Origin of the sequence: Streptococcus oralis (assembly GCF_024399415.1) — a bacterium.
Lineage (GTDB): Bacteria > Bacillota > Bacilli > Lactobacillales > Streptococcaceae > Streptococcus > Streptococcus oralis_CS.
In genome coordinates this window covers 685,506-705,209 of the sequence record NZ_CP029257.1, presented here as the reverse complement: position 1 = coordinate 705,209, position 19,704 = coordinate 685,506, and the positions used below count along the sequence as shown (strand labels likewise).

The window sequence follows — 19,704 nt, the reverse complement described above, 5'->3', positions numbered from 1 at the left end:
TGAGGTGCTAGTCATAGAAGGATATTTACATTTTTCTTAAATAGCCAAATCAAACTTCAGCTGTGGCTTAACCGGATCATAGTCAACCAACTCAAAGTCTTCTGCTTTGATATCAAAGAAATTGGTCCCATCAGGAACATTTAAAACCAAGCGTGGTTGGCAGTTTGACGGCTCACGACGGAGCAATTCCTCAGCTTGTTCAAACTGATTATCATAGATATGAAGGTTGTTGATAAAATAGAAAAACTTCCCAACCTTCCATCCAAAATGCTTGGCAATCATCATTTGAAGAGCCACGTACTGCATAGCGTTAATGTGGTGGGCCACCAACATATCGTTAGAACGCTGGGTCAAGGTCGCATCCAGATAGATTTCCCCATCAACGCGACGGACATCAAACATGGTCTGAAAGGCGCATGGAAGGAGGCCGTCTGTCTCCTCAAATGCTTGGTAATCCCAGAGTGAGATGATATTGCGACGATTCCAAGGATTGGCTTCCAACTGTTTGAGAATCTTATTGATGATGTCGTGTTTCTTAACGACCGCCCCATAGCGCTCACCAATGGTTCCCGTGTCTCCCACTTCCCAATCATTCCAGTAATGAACATTGTACTTGTCATTGAGAACTTCTAGACTATTAGACTGATCTTGGTAGATCCAGAGCACTTCCTTGATGGCGGATTTGATTGCAATGGGCCGCAAGGTTGTGATGGGAAATTCGCCCTTAGACAAATCATACTCGGCAAAGGCACCCGTTACGTACTTGGAGTTGGCAACAGTCCCATCCTTGTACTTGGGACGAGCCTGCTCAGAAAAGACACCGTCTTTGAGGATTCGTTCAATATTTTTTTTAAAAATCGTATCAGCTTTTGTCATTTACTCTCACCTCATTTATAGTCTTAACTAGTATAGCATAAAAAAAGAAAGGAGGAAAATCACTAGCTTTAAAGTAGTGTTTTTCCCCCTTTTTTATCTTATTGCAATACAAGTGATGCCGCACCGATAACTCCAGCGTCATTTCCTAGAGTTGCAAGAGCTAATTTTGTTGATGTACGTACTTGTGGGAAGGTGTTTTCGTCGTAGACTTTTTGAACACCTTGTAGAAGGAATTCTCCCGCAGCTGATACACCACCACCGATAACGATTGTTGATGGGTTGAGGATTGAGCCGATGTTGGCACAAGCGATTCCCAAGTAACGTGAGAAGTTACGATAAACGATCAAGGCAAGGTCGTCCCCTTCTTTTGCAAGGTCGAAGACAGTTTTAGCAGTTACTTCTTCACCGTCGTCAATCAAGCGTTTCAAGGCTGCATCGCCTTCGTATTCATCTGCATAGCGACGAGTCAAGTTAACAATCCCTGTTGCTGAAGCAACTGTCTCAAGACAGCCTTTTTTACCACAGGTACATGCGATCGGTTGGTCAAAGTCAACAGTGATATGACCAAGCTCTCCTGCTGCACCAGCAACACCGTGAAGCAATTTGCCTTCTGCCACGATACCGCCACCAACACCTGTACCAAGTGTCATAAAGACAACGTCTGGTTGGTTTTCACCAGCACCCATCCAACGCTCACCAAGAGCAGCTACGTTGGCATCATTATCGATAAAGAATGGAATCCCCAAGGCTTTTTCAATCTTTTCTTTAATCGGTTGAAGGGTTTTCCAGTTTAGGTTGTAGGCACCGATAACAGTCCCTTTCTCACGGTCAACCACACCTGGTGATCCCATTCCAATACCTCGAAAATCCGTAGCTGACAATCCAAGCAAGTCCAAACGATGTTGAATAGACTCAATCATATCATCTACGATATGGCTTCCTTCATCCAAAATATTAGTCTTGATAGACCATTTTTCTTGGATTTCTCCCTCTTGAGTTAAAATTGCAAACTTGATAGATGTTCCACCAAGGTCAATCCCAATAATCTTTTGACTCATCGTCTTCTCCTTTTTAATTGAAAATGCTTACAGATATAGTATAACAAAATCGTCTCTTTTGTGCAAAGGTTTGCAGGCCACAAGCCAAAATTAAAACATCTCATTTGCTTCACTATTTGTAAAAATTAGTCACCTAAATGTTGAATTGCATAGTTTGCTTCTTCTTTTGTAAATTTTCCAACATAAGAAGAAGTTAGCCACTCATAAATCTCTGTCTTTGATAAATGGTTATTCTTTCGGTATGCTCTTGCTGTAATTAAGGCATTTGCTTTGTAATCTGCATTCAAGTGATCGATGGCATACTGCGCTGCTGAACTTGAAAAACCATTCCACGTTAATTGGTTATAGAGATCTTTTTTTGACATATGTAAAACCGAATTATAGCTTTTCGCTTTATTTAAAGCAGCATTGTACTGCTTCCCATCTAGTTTTGGTTGCCGCACACCATCGTAGTCTACATAGTGACGGCCACCATCTACCCATTTGCCCCTTACCATTTTGCCTTCAGAATCAACATAGTAACGGCCACCATCTACCCATTCATTCTTGGCCATCTTTCCATCTGATTTGAAATAATAATTTCCTACCCATTTATTGCGAGCTTGGCTGCCTTCTGATGGTAGATTAAGTTTTTGAATTGCATAGTTTGCTTCTTCTTTTGTAAATTTTCCAACATAAGAAGAAGTTAGCCACTCATAAATCTCTGTCTTTGATAAATGGTTATTCTTTCGGTATGCTCTTGCTGTAATTAAGGCATTTGCTTTGTAATCTGCATTCAAGTGATCGATGGCATACTGCGCTACTGAACTTGAAAAACCATTCCACGTTAATTGGTTATAGAGATCTTTTTTTGACATATGTAAAACCGAATTATAGCTTTTCGCTTTATTTAAAGCAGCATTGTACTGCTTCCCATCTAGTTTTGGTTGCCGCACACCATCGTAGTCTACATAGTGACGGCCACCATCTACCCATTTATCCCTAGCCATTTTACCATCTGATTCAACATAATAACGGCCACCATCTACCCATTCATTCTTGGCCATCTTTCCATCTGATTTGAGGTAATAATTTCCTACCCATTTATTGCGAGCAGAGCTTCCTTCTGCTGTTAGATAATAATATGAACCATAGTTTTTATCATAAATCCAGTCACTTTTAACCTTTTTTCCATCAGAATCAACATAATAACGACCACCATCTACCCATTCATTTTTAGCTCTCTTTCCATCTGATTTGAGGTAGTAATTTCCTACCCAGACAGACTGAACTTTAGATTGTGATTTATCCTGTTTAGGAGTTGTTTCTTTAGTTTTTTCAGCCGGTTTTGGTGCTGGTGTTTTTGGTTTCTCAGCAGGTTTTTGTGCTGGTGTTTTCGGTTTCTCAGCAGGTTTTTGTGCTGGCGTTTTCGGTTTCTCAGCTGGTTTTTGTGCTGGCGTTTTCGGTTTCTCAGCTGGTTTTGGTGCTGGCGTTTTTGGTTTCTCAGCTGGTTTTGGTGCTGGCTTTGGCGCTGGTTTTGGTTGCCACAAACCATCGTCTCCTACATAATAACGGCCACCATCTACCCACTGACTTTTAGCCATCCTACCATCTGATTTGAGATAATAATTTCCGACCCATTTGCTTCGAGCATAGCTGCCTTCTGCTGTTAGATAATAATAGGAACCATAGTTTTTGTCATAAATCCATTCACTTTTTACTATCTTTCCGTCAGAATCAACATAATACCGGCCACCATCTACCCATTCATTTTTGGCCATCTTACCATCTGATTTTAGATAGTAATTACCTACCCATTTGTTACGTGCGTAGCTGCCTTCTGCTGTTAGATAATAGTATGACCCGTAGTTTTTGTCATAAATCCATTCATTCTTAGCCATCTTTCCATCTGATTTGAGGTAGTAATTTCCTACCCAAGTGTTACGAGCAGAACTTCCTTCTGATGTTAGATAAAAATATGAACTCGATTTCGTATCATAAATCCATTCATTTTTAGCTCTCTTCCCATCTGATTTTAGATAGTAATTACCTACCCATGTATTACGAGCGTAGCTGCCTTCTCCTGTTAAATAATAATGAGCAGAGTATTTCTTATCATAAATCCATTCATTCTTGGCCATCTTTCCATCTGATTTGAGATAGTAATTGCCTTCCCAAGTATTTTGGACATAGTTTCCCGAAGCATTTAGATAGAAATAAGAATTAGCTTTTTTATCAAAAATCCACTTATTAGTAACTTTAGTACCATTTTCATAGTACGATGAGCCTACCCAACCAGACTGAGCTGTAGATTTGGACTTATCCTCTTTAGGACTTGTATTTTTAGGTTTCTCAGCAGGTTTTTGTGCTGGTGTTTTCGGTTTCTCAGCAGGTTTTTGCGCTGGTGTTTTTGGTTTCTCAGCAGGTTTTTGCGCTGGTGTTTTTGATTTCTCAGCAGGTTTTTGCGCTGGTGTTTTTGATTTCTCAGCTTGATTTGACGCCGAAGTTGTATTCTCTTTTACAACCTTACCATTTTTAGATGCATCCTTTTCTTGAGCAGAAACATGCTGAGCCGAAAAAGGAAAGTCTCCAGTTGTATCTGATAATGCAATAAGTCCCAGTGTTGCAGTTGCTAAGCTGGTTACTAAAATTTTTTTTGATTTTTTCATAAAAATCTCCATTATTTTTATTGATTTATACTTATAGTATACCATATATTTAATTTTGCTTTCAAATCAAATATTAACAAATAAATCTAAAACTTAATTGAAAAATCCATAGTTATATCACTTCCAACTCATACAAACCTCTGACTGCGTTACAGCCATAGATAGCCTCCGCCTGAGCTAGGTCTTTTAAAGTCAAGACTTTTTCATCTACCAGTCCTCTTTCCAGCAAATGCTGGCGGTAGATTCCTGGTAAAATTCCTAGACTGGTAGGCGGTGTGTAGAGTTTACCATTAATTTTTAAGACCAGATTTCCAATAGAGGTCTCAAGTAGTTCTCCTGTTGCATTATGGTAAATGATTTCCTGTTCCCCTAGACTTAAGTGTGGTCTATTAGTTGTTTTAAAGTAGGTAAACGCTTGATTCAAATCTGCTTCTTGCAGACAAAGTTGAGCCTGACAGAAACTTGGACTAAGGGGTGTTAAGATTTGGCTACTGAGTTCTATCTCTCCAGATTTGCTGAGGATGATTCGCAAGCGGTAGTCTTGATTAGCATCACAAACTTGGCACTCTTTCTCTATCTTTTGTCTCAGTTCTTCCGGATTAAAAGGATAGGCAAAATATCGACTAGCCTTTGTCAGTCTTTCCAGATGTTGTTCTTCAAATAACAAGTTTTTCTGGCTGATTTTCCCAGTTGTAATCAATTGGAAACGTGCTTGTTTACGATAGAGTACAGCCGCCTTTTGATGAACCTCTCGGTATTCAGATTCCCAGGTGCTATCCCAAGTAATCCCGCCTCCAACTCCATAGATGGCTTTCCCTTGATGCAGTTGAATGGTCCGAATGGCGACATTGAAAATCCGTCGTCCATTTGGAAGCAAGAGACCAATCGTTCCGCAGTAAACTCCTCTGGGTTGGGGCTCCAAGTTCTTGATGATTTCCATGGTCGCAATTTTTGGAGCTCCCGTTATGGAACCACATGGAAAGAGCGAACGGAAGATTTCAACTAGGTCAACATCCGATCGTAACTGACTCTTGATGGTCGAAGTCATTTGCCAAACGGTTGAATACTGCTCCACTTGACAGAGACGCTCCACATGTTCACTACCCACTTCGGAAATACGGTTCATATCATTGCGCAAGAGGTCCACAATCATCATATTTTCAGAACGATTTTTGGGATCCTGCTCCAACCAACTAGCCTGGTCCAGATCATCTTGGTCAGCCACTCCCCGCTGAGTCGTTCCCTTCATTGGTCGCGTTGTCAACTCACGGTCTTTTTGCTCAAAAAAGAGCTCTGGGCTCATGGAAATCACTGCCATCTCATCATGTTCAACATAGGCATTGTAGCCCGCCTCCTGCTCTACCACCATACGATTGTAAATGGCAAAAGGATTGACACTCAAGTCTTGCTTGAGTTGGACAGTGTAATTTACCTGGTAGGTGTCCCCCTGACGCAAATGATGGTGAATCTGGGAAATAGCTTTTTTATAGTCCTCTGCAGATGTTTGTTCTCGCCACTTTGAAGGCAGATCTACTTCCTCATAAGTCAAAGGAATAGGCGATGTTTCTACCCTATCATGAACTGTGAAATATAGCAGATACTCTGCCAGTAAAGGAGCTTTATGAACTGCTAATTTCTCCTCAAATGCAGGTGCAGCCTCGTAGCTGACATAGCCCACTACATAGTAGCCTTGCTCTTGGTAGCTTTCCACTTGTGCCAGCAAGTCTGCTACTTCTGCTAAATCTCTCGTTTTTAACTCTCTGATCGGCTGGGTAAAGGTGTATCTCTCCCCCAAAGCCCTAAAATCAATCACTGTTTTTCTATGCATATCTTAAGTATAGCACAAAATAGCCGACCTAGAACAGCTAAATCCAGCTTTGTTTACTGATTTCTATAACGGAAAATCTTCTCTAAGTTTCTTTTTTTCTACTTTTTGGCAATTCTCCATCAGATAGCACCCCTTCTTCTTGTAAAAACTGGTCTTATTTGGAGCACTTTACACAAAAATACAACAAAAAAGAACAGAGGAAGTCATGGTATCTATACCATTGTTTCCTCTGTCTCTTGCTTTTCTTCTGTTGCTACAGAATGATTTTACGACTTTCTAATAGAATCTTGCGGATAATGCGCACGCGCACCTCCGATTAATTTTGGACGACTAGCTAGAGCCGTTACATGGGCATGCACAATTTCACGCAGTACAGGGCGAATCGGAACCTGAACGTGCTTGACATGCATGCCAATTGCAGTATCTCCGATATCCAACCCAGCATGGGCCTTGATAAATTCAACCTCAACTGGATCCTTCATAAACTTGAAGGCTGCCAACTGACCTGAACCTCCTGCATGAAGAGTCGGAAGGACGCTGACCATTTCCAGACCAAACTGCTCTGCCACCTGGCGTTCAACAACGAGGGCTCGATTGACATGTTCACAACCTTGAACGGCTAGATGAATTGCTTTTCCCTCTAGGATATCTAGGATGGTCTTCACAATAATTTCCCCAATTTCTTGACTGGATTCCTTGCCAATCTGACCACCTATCACCTCACTAGAAGAAAGGCCCAAAACAAAGATGGATCCCTGCTTCAAATTGGCCTTTTCTAATACATCTTCAACAATCTGGCTTGTTGCTCTTTGAATATCTTTTTCCTTCATACTTGATACCTCTTTTGTCACTATCTATCATATCTTTTTTTACTGATTTTATCAAGGCCAACTAATCATTCTGATTTTTAAAAGCAAAACTCCCAGAATATACTGGGAGTTAGCTAATTGCTTTTTTATTGATGCATATTTCAACTGTCGTCCCTTTTTCAGGTACAGAATCAATCTTCATCTGATAGTTTTCTCTAAAATGAAGTTTGAGGCGTTGGTTGACATTTTGCAGACCAACTCCCCCACGTTTGAGCTGACTTTGACTGCTATCGCCAGGATTTTGGAAACCAACACCATCATCCTCAATGCGGATGACAAGCCCTGAATCCTTTTTCTGGACGGAAACTTTAATATGGCCCTGACCTTCCTTCTCCTTGATGCCGTGATAAAGGGCATTTTCTACAAGGGGTTGTAGCACCAACTTGGGTAAGACTAGGTTATCAAAGGCAGAATTTTCATCAATTTCATATTCCAGCTTATCCCCATAACGTTGTTTTTGGATAAAGAGATACTGGCGGACATGATTGATTTCATCAGAAAGAGAAATCAAATCCTTTCCTTGATTGAGCGCCAAGCGGAAATAGGTTGCCAAGGACTTAGTCACCTGAACCACTCGCTGACTATCCTGAAATTCAGCCATCCAGATGATGGTATCCAAGGTGTTATAGAGAAAATGCGGATTAATCTGGCTCGACAGGGCTTGAAGTTCATACTGCCGGGTCGCTTCTTCCTGCCTGCGCACATCTGCCATCAGCTGATCAATCTGATCCAACATGGCATTAAACTGGCGAGTCACTTCTCTCAGTTCATAGGCGCCAGCTTCCTTAGCACGCAGATTTTGAGCACCAGAAGCAATTTCCAGCATGGTTTCTCTCAAATCCTTCAAAGGGGCAATCCAGCGCTTGAGACTGAACCACACCAAGCAGAGACAGGCAAGAAGAGATGTGACACTTGCTCCAAGCAAGGTCCACAAGAGATGACTCCGAACTTGGTCTAACTTCTCCAGCGAAGACACTCCTATAACCGTCCAATCTGTTCCTGCAATCTTTTCCTGACTAACGTAGGATTGATGGTCCAGCGTATAGCCCTGTCCTGTCTCGATGTAGGGTTTCATAGCCTCCATTTCGCTAGATGAACTATAAACTGTATGTTTAGGATGGTAGACAAATTCATGATTTTCATTGATGATAAAGGCAAAACCCTGCTGGCCCAACTGGAGTTGGTTAAGATAGGCTTCCAGAGTTTCATAGGAAATATCCAAGCGAAGCACACCAAGATTGGCTCCCTTTGCATCAACAAGTTCCTGAGTGACAGAAATAACCCACTGACTATCTGATTTACGAGCTGGGGTTAAAACTGGCTTAGCTCCCTGATGAATGGCCTTTTGGTACCAATCCTCAGCCATCATATCTGAGGAAGTTTTCATCTGCACACTATCATCTGTAGAAATAACCTGACCGGATTTGGTGACCAGTACCACCGTTTTCAAGTCCTGGTCTGCCTTTAAGATAGTCAAAAACAGATCTCGGATTCCCTTGGCTTGGTCTTGGTTAGGATTCTCAGCATAGGCCAAGACATCCTTCTGCTGGGTCAAACTGGTAGAGGTGGTTTCTAATTTTTTGATATAAGACTGAATAAAGTGGCTAGTTTGGCTAATGGTCGTTTGACTATTGCCCTCAATAGTAGCCTCAATGGCTGCTGAACTAGATTGATAGTAGAAAGTCCCAACAACAGCTAGTAGAATGAGAAAGACCAGAAAGATGGAAATAACCATTCTGACTAAGAGAGAAGAACGCTTCATCGGCCTTCCCCTTTCTTAAACTGACGAGGTGTCACACCTGCAATCTGTTTAAAACGTTGGGTAAAATAGTTCATATCCTCAAAACCAACCTTTTCGGCTATCTCATAAATCTTTAAATCCGTAGTCAGAAGCAAGAGCTTGGCTTGTTTGACACGCTCTCTCACCAAATAATCCTGAAAAGGCAGGCCCAACTCTTTCTTAATCAAGGAACTCAAATAAGTCGGACTAAAGCCCAATTCACTGGCTAAAGACTTTAAACTAAATTGACTATCAGCCAGATGAGACTGGATCTTCTGAGCAATATTTCCCTCAAACTTATCGGTTAATAAATCTTGTAACTGCTCTTCTTTTTCTTCCTTGTCTAGTTTTTGCTTGATTTTCTCCAACATTTCCTCAATATCCTGACGAGAAAAGGGTTTGAGCAGGTAATCATCTACACCGAGTTTAACAGCAGACAAGGCATAATCAAAATCATCGTAACCTGTCAAAAATACCAGATGCACCTGAGGATAGGTTTCTCGTACCAGACTGGCCAACTGGATGCCATTCAGCTGAGGCATGTTGATATCGGTTAAAATGATATCTGGCACCTGCCTTTGAATTAAGTCCCAAGCCTGCCTTCCATTTTCAGCCTGACCGATGATTTCCATATCGTAGGCTGCTACATTGACCAGCTTAGTCAAGCCTTGTCTAACCAGATACTCATCTTCTACGATTAAGATTGTGTAGGTCATGCTCTGCTCCTTTGTCACTTACTAGTATCAGTATAGCAAAATTTTCCTCTAACTGCTTAGGAAAGCCTTCTTAATCAACATAATCTAGTAAATAGGCATAGCCTTTTTCTGCCATTTGGTTTTTGGGAATAAAGCGGATAGAGAGACTATTGATACAGTAGCGTAAGCCACCCTTGTCCTGAGGCCCATCTGTAAAGACATGGCCAAGGTGAGAATCTCCAACTCGGCTTCTCACTTCCATGCGCGTCATATTGTAGGACTTATCTTCCTTGTAGGTAGCAACATCTGGGCTGATGGGTTGGGTGAAACTAGGCCAGCCACAACCAGACTCAAACTTGTCCTTTGATGAAAAGAGAGGTTCGCCAGTAGCTACATCTACATAGATACCAGATTCAAATTTATCCCAGTAACGGTTTGAAAAAGCTCGTTCTGTTTGATTTTTCTGGGTAACTGCATACTCCTCAGCTGACAAGGTCTTTTTCAATTCTTCATCACTTGGTTTGGGATATTTGCTGGCATCAATGACGGGATAGGCCGCCTGATTAACATTGATATGGCAGTAACCATTTGGATTTTTCTTGAGGTAGTCTTGGTGATAATCCTCCGCCACCACAAAATTCTTCAAGTTTTCCTTTTCAACTGCCAGAGGTTGGTCATATTTCTTAGCAACTTCATCAAAGACTTGGTTGATTACCTCCAAATCCTTGTCATCTGTGTAATAAACGCCAGTACGGTACTGGGTTCCCACATCATTTCCTTGTTTATTTTTGCTGGTTGGATTGATAATGCGGAAGTAATGAAGCAGGATTTCTTTGAGGGAAATTTGATTGGCATCATAGGTAACATGGACAGTCTCTGCATGTCCTGTTTGGTTAATCAATTCGTACTTGGTTGTTTCCCCTCTACCATTTGCATAGCCTGAAACGGCATCTGTCACTCCGGGAACGCGTGAGAAGTATTCCTCCACTCCCCAGAAACATCCCCCAGCTAGATAAATTTCGTGCAAGTCTGCGTCTTTACTCACTTCTGTTTTTTTCACTGTTTTTCCTCCTTGGCTAACTGACGCTTTCTCAATTTGCGAGCTATCTGTCTGCCCTGCATTTCGCATCAATAGAAAATAGAAACCGGTTAGGGCTAGGAGAATGACCCCTGCCAAGACAAAAAGTTTTACTTTATCATTCATAGCCTTTCTCTACCCCATTTCTTTCAATGTTTTTAAAATCATATCCTTATCCAGAAAACCTGGTTGCGTTTTGACCAGCTTGCCTTCCCTGTCTATAAAGGCTTGAGTCGGGTAAGAACGAACACCATAACTTTCCAAAAGTTTGCCTGATGGATCAATTAAAACCGGTAAATTTTTATAATCTAAGCCCTTATACCAGTTCTTAAAGTCAGCTTCAGATTGTTCTCCCTTGTGCCCAGGAGAGACCACTGTCAATACCACATAGTCATCACCAGCTTCTTTAGCAATTTCGTCCGTATCTGGAAGGCTAGCCAGACAGATGGAACACCAAGAAGCCCAGAATTTAAGATAGACTTTCTTGCCTTTGTAGTCAGATAAACGATAGGTCTTACCATCTACTCCCATCAGTTCAAAATCACCAACCGCCTGACCTTTAGTCGCAGTTTGCGAACTGACTTGTTCTGTTTTCGTTTGCTCCTTCATAGTAGATTCCTCTGTCATATTTTTAGCCGAACAGGCTGCCAAGCAACAGATTGAGCCTACTCCAAGGAGACATGTTTGCCATTTTTTCATTTCTTTTTCCTCTCTATTCAAATAATGTAGTTAAAATGGAAGCATTCCCCAAAAGCACCAAGATTCCCATCACGATAATGAGGAAACCACCCACTTTTTTGAGAGTTCCGAGGTAGGGATGGAGTTTTCGAAAATGTTTCAAAACATAGCTGGAGGCGAGAGCTAGAACCAAAAATGGCAGCGCTAAACCCAGCGTGTAAACCAACATGAAACCAGCACCCTGCCAAGCTCCTGAACCACCTGAAGCCGCCAAGGCTAAAACAGACCCCAGAACTGGCCCTACACATGGCGTCCAAGCAAAACTAAAGGTCAACCCCAGTAAAAATGCCTGACTATATCCGTTACCCTTTTGCCCCTGTCTCTTTAATTGTAGCCTTCTTTCCTTGTAGAGCCCCTGCAAATGTAAAACTTCCATCTGGTGCAAGCCCAAGAGAATGATGACCGCACCCGTCACATACTGAAACCAAGAAGCATAAAGCAAATTGCCTAAAAAACCAGCTCCATAGCCCAGTAAGATAAAGATAAAAGAAATCCCCGCTATAAAGGCCAGAGTTCTCACTAAACTAACAAGTGAGATTGAAATTTTTCCGCTAGAAGCCTGAGCACCATCTTTGTCATCCAACAAGACCCCTGCATAGACCGGTAACAAGGGTAAGATACAAGGAGAAAAGAAGGAAAGAATTCCAGCAAGAAAAACACTGATAAAAAAGATTATATTGTCCATTGCCTTCCTCCATTCTTTGATTTGATAGGACTATTATAGCTCCAAAACTCCAGAAAAAACAGGGACAATGATAGGGAAAAATAGGAATTTAATCAGTTTATTCAGAAATCTGGCACAAAAAAAGCCAGACAAGGTCTGACTTTGATAGAAACAGAAAAGAAATCACCTGTCTTCCCTACTTATCTGGTAATAAATAAGATCCGCAACGTAGTCTTTTCTCTCCACACCATTGGCAATAGTTTTTAGATAGGACATTCCAGCTTTCTCCATCACACGGCCTGAAGCTGGGTTAAGACTGGCGTAACGAGCTCTGACCTTTTGAAAGCCTGCTTGAGTAAAACAAAAGTCTAACACAGCTTTCAAGGCCTCTGTCATCATACCTCGGCCCCAAAAGTTTTTTCCTAAAACATACCCAATTTCACAACTTAAATCTTCCTCGTGCATTTCAATGATGCTGATATCTCCTATCACATGCTCTGGGTTCTCTTTGAGACAAATGGCCCATTTGTAATAGTTGGGATTAGTATAGGATGCAACCCAATTTCGAATCGAGTTCCGAGTCGCTTCAACATCAGGATGAGGATCCCAGGTGACATAGGTCAGATTCTCAGCAGACGAAGCCCAATTTTGAAACATGGCTTCTGCATCACTCTCCACAAATCTTCTCAAAATTAAACGTTCTGTCTGTAATATTTGCGTACCGATTGCTTTCATAATGTTACCTCGCTTTCTAAGCTTAAGGCTCAAGATAAAAAGACTATACTCAGTAACAGCTAGAAAACAAGTTTTTCATCTAGTTACTTGACGCAGTCGCTGTCTGGTTTGAAATGCACTTTACCAAGCTTCTTCAAACCTAGTCATCGTTGCGGGGGTGAGATAAGGAAAATCGAACTTTTCGAGTTACCGAATCTGCCTCGTTTTCCTGTTTCTAGACTCGGGCTAAAAAGGTCCCCCGGACCTTCCTCGCTTTCTCATTTCTAGGCTCAGGGTAAAAAGACTATACTCAGTAACAGCTAGAAAACAAGTTTTTCATCTAGTTACTTGACGCAGTCGCTGTCTGGTTTGAAATGCGCTTTATCAAGCTTTTTCAAACCTAGTCATCGTTGCGGGGGTGAGACAAGGAAAATCGAACTCTACGAGTTACCGAATCTGCCTCGCTTTCTCGTTTCTAGACTCGGGCTAAAAAGGTCCACTGGACTAACTCTCACTTTTTTATTTCAAGGTGAGAGGCTAAAAACCTCCACTGGAGGTTTTTACTCCCAAAAGTCATCAAATACGGTGATTGGTAGGTGGCGTTTGTGTTGGCCTTTGTACCACCAGTTTTCGATAGTCGCTTGAGCTTCTGGGCTGATTGTTTTGCCTTCAAGGTAATCATCAATTTCATTGTAAGTGACTCCAAGTGCAACTTCGTCAGCAAGTCCAGGTTTTTCTTCTTCCAAATCTGCTGTTGGGATTTTTTCATAAAGAGCTGGGTCTGCACCAAGTTCCTTCAAGAGTTGTTTCCCTTGACGTTTATTGAGGCGATAAAGTGGGAGAATATCTGCACCACCGTCACCAAACTTAGTAAAAAAGCCTGTGATATTTTCCGCAGCATGGTCTGTTCCAATGACCGCTCCGCTATGGGCACCCGCAAGGGCATATTGGGCAATCATACGACTACGAGCCTTGATATTTCCCTTGTTAAAGTCTGAAACAGGACTTCCTGTCGCTTCGACTGCAGCTGTCATAGCATCAGCTGATTCCTTGATATTCACAACCAAGCTGACATCTGGCTGGATGAAAGCAAGAGCTTTTTGAGCATCTGCTTCATCAGCTTGCACTCCGTATGGCAGGCGGACAGCGATAAATTGGTAGCTGTCATCTCCTGTCTCAGCTCGCATTTCTTCCATAGCTAATTGCGCCAAACGCCCTGCTAAGGTTGAGTCTTGTCCTCCAGAAATCCCTAGTACAAATGTTTTAAGGAAGGGGTGTTTTTTCAAGTATCTCTTTAAGAAATCAATCGAACGACGAATTTCTTCTTGGGCGTCAATCACTGGTTTGACGCCCAGTTGCTGGATAATGGTCTCTTGCAAACTCATTCTTCTTCTCCTTCACCAAGGGCTTCTTTGCGCATCTTATCAATCAAGTCCATCTTATCTTGCCAAATATCACGCGCCAAATCTACTGGATAGTGCTGCGGATTGAGCACACGCTTGTACTCATCCCATAGCTTGTCAAATTCCTTGCGAGCATAGGCCTGAATTTCTGTTAAACTAGGCAAGTTGTAAACTAATGTTCCTGCTTTGAAGATGTCCACCAAGAGAGGAACAGCATCAAAATTTCGAACGGTCTTCTTGATGTAGGTATAAGTTGGATGGAACATTTTGATTTCTGTCATGCTGGCAACATCCACACCGTCATAGGTGATGTAGTCACCTTCTGACTTACCTTTTTCACGACTAGTAATGCGCCATACTTGCTTCTTACCTGGTGTCGATACTTTTTCAGCATTGCTTGAAAGCTTGATGGTATTGCGCATCTTACCAGTTTCATCTTCGATAGCCACAATCTTATAAACTGCCCCAAGAGCTGGCTGGTCATAGGCTGTAATCAGCTTGGTACCCACCCCCCAAACGTCAATCTTAGCGTGTTGCATTTTGAGGTTAAGGATAGTATTTTCATCGAGGTCATTGGAAGCGTAAATTTTGGCATCTGGATATCCAGCCTCATCTAACTGTTGGCGAACTTTCTTGGAAATATAGGCTATATCCCCTGAGTCGATACGAACGCCTTTAAAATTAATCTTGTCTCCCAGTTCACGAGCAACCTGAATGGCAGCTGGCACACCGATGCGAAGCGTATCATATGTATCTACTAGAAAGACACAGTCACGATGGGTTGACGCATAAGCCTTGAAGGCCTCATAGTCGTTTCCATAAACCTGTACCAAGGCATGGGCATGAGTACCCAAGACAGGAATGCCAAAGAGCTTCCCTGCTCGCACATTGCTAGTTCCGTTGGCTCCTCCAATCACGGCTGCGCGTGTTCCCCAGATAGCTGCATCCATTTCTTGCGCACGACGTGTACCGAATTCCATCAAGGGTTCATCTTCAATGACTGAACGAATACGTGCTGCCTTGGTCGCTATCAAGGTTTGAAAGTTAACGATGTTTAAGAGAGCCGTTTCGACCAATTGACATTGGGCTAGAGGTCCTTCAACCTGCACAATCGGCTCATTAGCAAAAACCAAGTCCCCTTCCTGAGCAGAACGAACCGTTAGTTCTAACTTGAGATTTCGTAGGTAGTCCAAGAATTCTCCATGATACCCAAGCGTCTCCAAGTAGGCAATATCGCTATCAGAAAAGCGTAAGTCTTCAAGATAATGTACAATTCTTTCCAAGCCAGCAAAAACTGCATAACCGTTCTGAAAAGGTTGCTGACGGAAATAAACTTCAAAGACCGCCTTTTTATTGTGAATTCCTTGGTCAAAGTAAACTTGCATCATGTTAATCTGGTACAAGTCCGTGTGCAATGTCAAACTATCATCTGGATACATCTGTTTTCCTTCTTCCTACTTTACAAAGGTATGAACGTATTCTACCACTTTCACACCATCCGATAAATTAGTACTATTATAACACATTTTACTGAGATTGATAAAAAGCTAACAAGCTATTCTCCATTCTCCAGTTCATCCATATCTTGCTCAAACTTTTTTTGAGCCCATTCACCATAACTTTTAAGGCCGAGATTGCCGATAAAAACCCAAGGAAGGTAAATCAGATAAGTAATGACCCAAGCAGACAAGTATTTAACGTTCAAAGGATTGTGCTGATAAATTTCGATATTGAATTGATAATTCTCCAACATCAAGAGAGTCGTAATAGCGAGAGTTACCAGCAAACACCCTACAATCGTAAAATGAAAACGACTATAGTAGGTCACTCCAAGTTGTCGTGCACGATTGAAAAAGAAGGAAATTCCTAAAAGAAGGGTAACCAGAAGAATATTAGAATTAAAAAGAGCAGGTGCTAATACAGCCACCAAATAACTTAGCAGAATGAGCCCGATAAACACATTAAAAGACTCTGTCCCAGCTTTGTTAATCAGTTGTTCTTCTCTTTCGTCTAGTAATTGATAATAAAAAAATCTATTTTTCATCTTCTTCCTCCCAAACTTGCTGATTTCTGCGATTCAAGTATAGGATAACTCTATCCATAGAAAAACTCCCAACGAGATAGATGATAACTGCTAGAACCACTTTTAGGGAGTACTTCCAAGTCAATAGATTGACCAGTTCCTCGCGATTGCCTACGATATCAATCAATAAAATCACTATAGAAAATCCCAAAGCAGATAAAATTCTTTCTTTTCCAGTATTCTCAACAATATCTCGAATGTCAATTCCTACATACATGCGGCGAATAATAGCATACAAACCGACTCCAATCAATAAAAGTAATTCTGATAAATAGGACAAAAGTGTTAAATTGAAAATATAAACTTTGGCAAAAATTTCCAGTGCCAAAAATAAGCACATTCCCAAGAGAATTTCTCCTGAAATGTTTCCGTCCAATTTTTCCGTACGTTCATCTTTGATCACAAGTTTTTTTCTATTTTTCATCTTCTTCCTCCCAAAATAATTGATCCAAAGTTTTGCCTAAGCATCTGCAAATAGACTGGCAAAGGGAAAGACTAGGATTATATTTCCCTGCTTCTATCAAGCCTATAGTCTGCCTAGTAACACCAACAGCCTCTGCCAAATCCCCCTGTGTCATATCAAGTTCCACACGAGCTAGTTTTAGCTTTAAATTTTTAGCCACTTGATTCCTCCTTATAATTTTTAAAAAGTTGCGCTCCTTTTCTCAAATACATTATACCATATATCTAACTTAATGCAATATATAAATGTCATTTTGTAATATTTTATTAACAAAAAAACTCTCTACCATCTTACATGATAAAGAGTATTCGTTCTTTTTTGCTACTTAGCTAAGCTCCTCTTCAAAGGAAAGAAGTCTAGATCACAAATCCTTTTGGTAATAGTATCTTTGTCCTGTGTAGGGATAGTCTTGCAAGGCAAAAACTTCCTTGTAGCCATGACTTAGATAAAAATCTGGCGCTTGAAACTGGTAAGTGTTGACAAAAGCAAAACGACAGTTTCGATTCTTGGCTTCATTTTCTGCTCGCTCCAATAGTTTTGAACCAATTCCTTGTCCCCTCAATTCCTCTTTCACAAATAAATATTCGATTTCCAACCAATTTCCGAAAGTCTCAGCTACTAAGCCCGCCATGAGATTGCCCATTTCGTCTTCAACATAAAGATTCAGTGGCTCGCTTTCAGCCTCTTCTCTTTTGGAACGATTATAAGCACGAATTTGATTCGCGATTTCTTGCGCTTTATGTGATTCCTTATTTTCCAATCTAACGTGCATTCAAACCTCCTAATAAACTGCTACAGCTTGATTATAATCCTATTTCAATAGACTGTCAAACTAGAAAAACTCACCAAGCAGAGTTGATGAGTTCATGATTTATTTTCTAAATTTCCACTGACTATAAATCCCAAAAATAAGGATCCAGATAGCAGAACCAACTGCCCCCATGAAGGTAGACTCTTGCAAAAAGAGAGTCACGAAAACAAAGACAAAAAAGAGAATGGTTAGGGGATTAAGCAAGCGATACTGAGGCATGAGGTAGCCATCAGCCATGAAGTCTTGTGACTTGCGGTATTTGAGATGAGCCACCATAATCAAGATATAAATCGCGATGTATACACCTGATGAGGATGCGGTGATTAAAGCAAAGGCATCTGAAACACCTGGCAACACATTGATAAAGGCAGCCAGAGCAATCAAGATCGCTGAGGCGATGATGGCATTTTGTGGAACATTGTGGCGAGAAAGGGTATCGACCTTGATGGCCTTTAAGAAACGATTGGGCGAATCATGGGCAATCTGATATAGGTGTCTCCCTGTTGAGTAGAGAGTTGAGTTAAGAGCAGAAGCTGCTGAGGTCAAGACAACAAAATTGATTAGAGCCGCCGCCCACTTGATCCCTGCCAGTTCAAAGACTGTTACAAATGGAGAATCAGAAGAATTAAGATAAGACCAAGGAATAATGGCCATAATCGCAATAAGAGCTCCCCCATAGAAGAAGATAATTCTGAGAGGAATTTCCTTAACAGCTTTGGGCAAGACCTGACGAGGGTTCTTTGTTTCAGAAGTTGTTACCCCGATAAACTCAATCATCAGATAGGCAAAAAATACCATTTGAAAGGCCATGACAAAGTTCATAACTCCGTTTGGAAAAAGAGAGAATTGGTCACTGATATTTGCCAAACTTGCAACACCATGCGGTGTCTTAAAGCCCGTCAAAACCATAAAGACCCCAGTGGCAATCATGGCTAAAATCGCCACAATCTTGACCATAGCAAACCAAAACTCGACTTCTCCAAAGAGCTTAACCGCAATCAGATTGACCAAAGCCAAAATCGTTAAAAAGACAAGCTGAATCATCCAGCTAGGCCAGGTGGGAAACCAGAAGCGGACATAGTCTGAGATGGCAGTGATTTCTGCCATACCGATAAAGACAACTGACAACCAATAAGACCAAACTGAGAAATATCCCCAGCCTTTCCCCAAATGACGGGTGATAAAGTTGATAAAGGTATGTTGTTCTGGATCCTGATACAGCATCTCCCCAACAGCCCTCATCATCAAAAACATAAAGGCTCCAGTAATCATGTAAATCAGAATGATAGAAGGTCCTGTAAGGCTGATAGAGCGACCAGCACCTAGGAAAAGTCCTGTTCCGATTGTCCCCGCAATGGCCATCACCTGAACATGGCGATTGGTTAAACCACGCTCCATTTTGTTTTTCTTCTTATTTTCACTCATATAGTCTCCTTTTTATCTAAAAAACCAAAAAGGAGTTGAGCAAGGCAAAACCTTCACTACTCCTTTTTCATTCTATTTAAGCTGTTTTTTCAACCTTTAAGATTTTGACATCATAGCTACCAACTGGTGTTTCAATCGTTGCAGTATCACCAGTCTTCTTGCCAATCAAAGCACGGCCAATCGGACTTTCATTTGAGACTTTACCAGCAAAAGCATCTGCACCAGCGGAACCGACGATGATGTAGACCTCTTCTTCGTCTTCACCGACTTCTTGGATTGTTACTGTTTTACCGATTGCTACCTCATCTTGGGCAACTGCATCGCTATTAACAATTTCAGCATAGCGAATTTTTGTTTCTAGACTTGAAATTTGACCTTCAACAAAAGCTTGTTCATCTTTCGCTGCTTCATACTCACTATTTTCTGAAAGGTCTCCATAAGAACGAGCAATCTTGATACGCTCTACGACTTCAGGACGACGAACGAGTTTCAATTCCTCTAATTCTTTTTCTAGTTTTTCCTTTTCTTCAAGGGTCATTGGGTAAGTTTTTTCTGCCATTTTTTTAACTTT

19 protein-coding genes are annotated in these 19,704 nt (G+C 41.3%); all 19 read right to left on the bottom strand.

Annotated elements, in window-relative coordinates; translation table 11 throughout:
* Positions 1 to 36 precede the first annotated feature (36 nt).
* The 19 genes from DG474_RS03520 to greA all read right to left on the bottom strand — a co-directional run bounded on the left by DG474_RS03520 (position 37) and on the right by greA (position 19,692).
* Positions 37 to 876 carry a thymidylate synthase gene (locus DG474_RS03520; protein ID WP_255778820.1) on the bottom strand — a complete coding sequence of 280 codons (840 nt, stop codon included), beginning with the start codon at positions 874 to 876 and terminating at the stop codon, positions 37 to 39.
* 98 nt (positions 877 to 974) lie between these two features.
* Entirely contained in the window at positions 975 to 1,934 is a 960-nt protein-coding gene (locus tag DG474_RS03515) for an ROK family glucokinase (RefSeq protein ID WP_000078551.1), read from the bottom strand.
* Between the two features lie 125 nt (positions 1,935 to 2,059).
* Positions 2,060 to 4,582 (bottom strand): Ltp family lipoprotein, encoded by a 2,523-nt coding sequence (locus DG474_RS03510; RefSeq protein WP_255778819.1) that lies wholly within the window; start codon positions 4,580 to 4,582, stop codon positions 2,060 to 2,062.
* A gap of 112 nt (positions 4,583 to 4,694) precedes the next feature.
* A complete protein-coding gene (gene pabB / locus DG474_RS03505) occupies positions 4,695 to 6,410 on the bottom strand; it encodes an aminodeoxychorismate synthase component I (RefSeq protein WP_125397793.1) in 1,716 nt (571 codons plus the stop codon).
* Between the two features lie 266 nt (positions 6,411 to 6,676).
* The gene (locus tag DG474_RS03500; RefSeq protein ID WP_255778818.1) at positions 6,677 to 7,240 is read right to left on the bottom strand and encodes a TIGR01440 family protein; all 564 of its coding nucleotides are present in this window, start codon (positions 7,238 to 7,240) and stop codon (positions 6,677 to 6,679) included.
* A 109-nt stretch (positions 7,241 to 7,349) separates the two neighbouring features.
* The gene (locus DG474_RS03495; RefSeq protein ID WP_255778817.1) at positions 7,350 to 9,041 is read right to left on the bottom strand and encodes a cache domain-containing sensor histidine kinase; all 1,692 of its coding nucleotides are present in this window, start codon (positions 9,039 to 9,041) and stop codon (positions 7,350 to 7,352) included.
* Positions 9,038 to 9,775: a response regulator transcription factor gene (locus DG474_RS03490; protein ID WP_255778816.1), complete on the bottom strand. Its 738-nt coding sequence runs from the start codon at positions 9,773 to 9,775 to the stop codon at positions 9,038 to 9,040. The genes DG474_RS03495 and DG474_RS03490 overlap by 4 nt, the downstream gene beginning before the upstream one ends.
* A gap of 70 nt (positions 9,776 to 9,845) precedes the next feature.
* Positions 9,846 to 10,958 (bottom strand): peptide-methionine (R)-S-oxide reductase MsrB, encoded by a 1,113-nt coding sequence (msrB, locus tag DG474_RS03485; RefSeq protein WP_255778815.1) that lies wholly within the window; start codon positions 10,956 to 10,958, stop codon positions 9,846 to 9,848.
* Between the two features lie 9 nt (positions 10,959 to 10,967).
* Positions 10,968 to 11,531: a redoxin family protein gene (locus DG474_RS03480; protein ID WP_255778814.1), complete on the bottom strand. Its 564-nt coding sequence runs from the start codon at positions 11,529 to 11,531 to the stop codon at positions 10,968 to 10,970.
* Between the two features lie 13 nt (positions 11,532 to 11,544).
* A complete protein-coding gene (gene ccdA2 / locus DG474_RS03475; RefSeq protein WP_045592194.1) occupies positions 11,545 to 12,255 on the bottom strand; it encodes a thiol-disulfide oxidoreductase-associated membrane protein CcdA2 in 711 nt (236 codons plus the stop codon).
* 162 nt (positions 12,256 to 12,417) lie between these two features.
* Positions 12,418 to 12,969 carry a GNAT family N-acetyltransferase gene (locus tag DG474_RS03470; protein ID WP_255778813.1) on the bottom strand — a complete coding sequence of 184 codons (552 nt, stop codon included), beginning with the start codon at positions 12,967 to 12,969 and terminating at the stop codon, positions 12,418 to 12,420.
* A gap of 539 nt (positions 12,970 to 13,508) precedes the next feature.
* The gene (gene nadE, locus DG474_RS03465) at positions 13,509 to 14,333 is read right to left on the bottom strand and encodes an NAD(+) synthase (RefSeq protein ID WP_255778812.1); all 825 of its coding nucleotides are present in this window, start codon (positions 14,331 to 14,333) and stop codon (positions 13,509 to 13,511) included.
* Positions 14,330 to 15,790 (bottom strand): nicotinate phosphoribosyltransferase, encoded by a 1,461-nt coding sequence (locus DG474_RS03460; protein ID WP_255778811.1) that lies wholly within the window; start codon positions 15,788 to 15,790, stop codon positions 14,330 to 14,332. Before DG474_RS03460 ends, nadE begins: the two co-directional genes overlap by 4 nt.
* Before the next feature lie 116 nt (positions 15,791 to 15,906).
* Positions 15,907 to 16,395 (bottom strand): DUF6773 family protein, encoded by a 489-nt coding sequence (locus DG474_RS03455; RefSeq protein ID WP_255778810.1) that lies wholly within the window; start codon positions 16,393 to 16,395, stop codon positions 15,907 to 15,909.
* Positions 16,385 to 16,858, bottom strand: a complete 474-nt coding sequence (locus DG474_RS03450) for a DUF6773 family protein (protein ID WP_255778809.1) — start codon at positions 16,856 to 16,858, stop codon at positions 16,385 to 16,387. Before DG474_RS03450 ends, DG474_RS03455 begins: the two co-directional genes overlap by 11 nt.
* The gene (locus tag DG474_RS03445; protein WP_001107501.1) at positions 16,848 to 17,057 is read right to left on the bottom strand and encodes a helix-turn-helix transcriptional regulator; all 210 of its coding nucleotides are present in this window, start codon (positions 17,055 to 17,057) and stop codon (positions 16,848 to 16,850) included. Before DG474_RS03445 ends, DG474_RS03450 begins: the two co-directional genes overlap by 11 nt.
* Before the next feature lie 201 nt (positions 17,058 to 17,258).
* Positions 17,259 to 17,669 carry a GNAT family N-acetyltransferase gene (locus DG474_RS03440; RefSeq protein WP_255778808.1) on the bottom strand — a complete coding sequence of 137 codons (411 nt, stop codon included), beginning with the start codon at positions 17,667 to 17,669 and terminating at the stop codon, positions 17,259 to 17,261.
* A gap of 99 nt (positions 17,670 to 17,768) precedes the next feature.
* On the bottom strand, positions 17,769 to 19,133 hold the full coding sequence (locus tag DG474_RS03435; RefSeq protein WP_255778807.1) for an amino acid permease: 1,365 nt from the start codon (positions 19,131 to 19,133) through the stop codon (positions 17,769 to 17,771).
* Positions 19,134 to 19,209: 76 nt separating this feature from the next.
* The gene (gene greA, locus DG474_RS03430; protein ID WP_000818765.1) at positions 19,210 to 19,692 is read right to left on the bottom strand and encodes a transcription elongation factor GreA; all 483 of its coding nucleotides are present in this window, start codon (positions 19,690 to 19,692) and stop codon (positions 19,210 to 19,212) included.
* Positions 19,693 to 19,704: the final 12 nt, after the last annotated feature.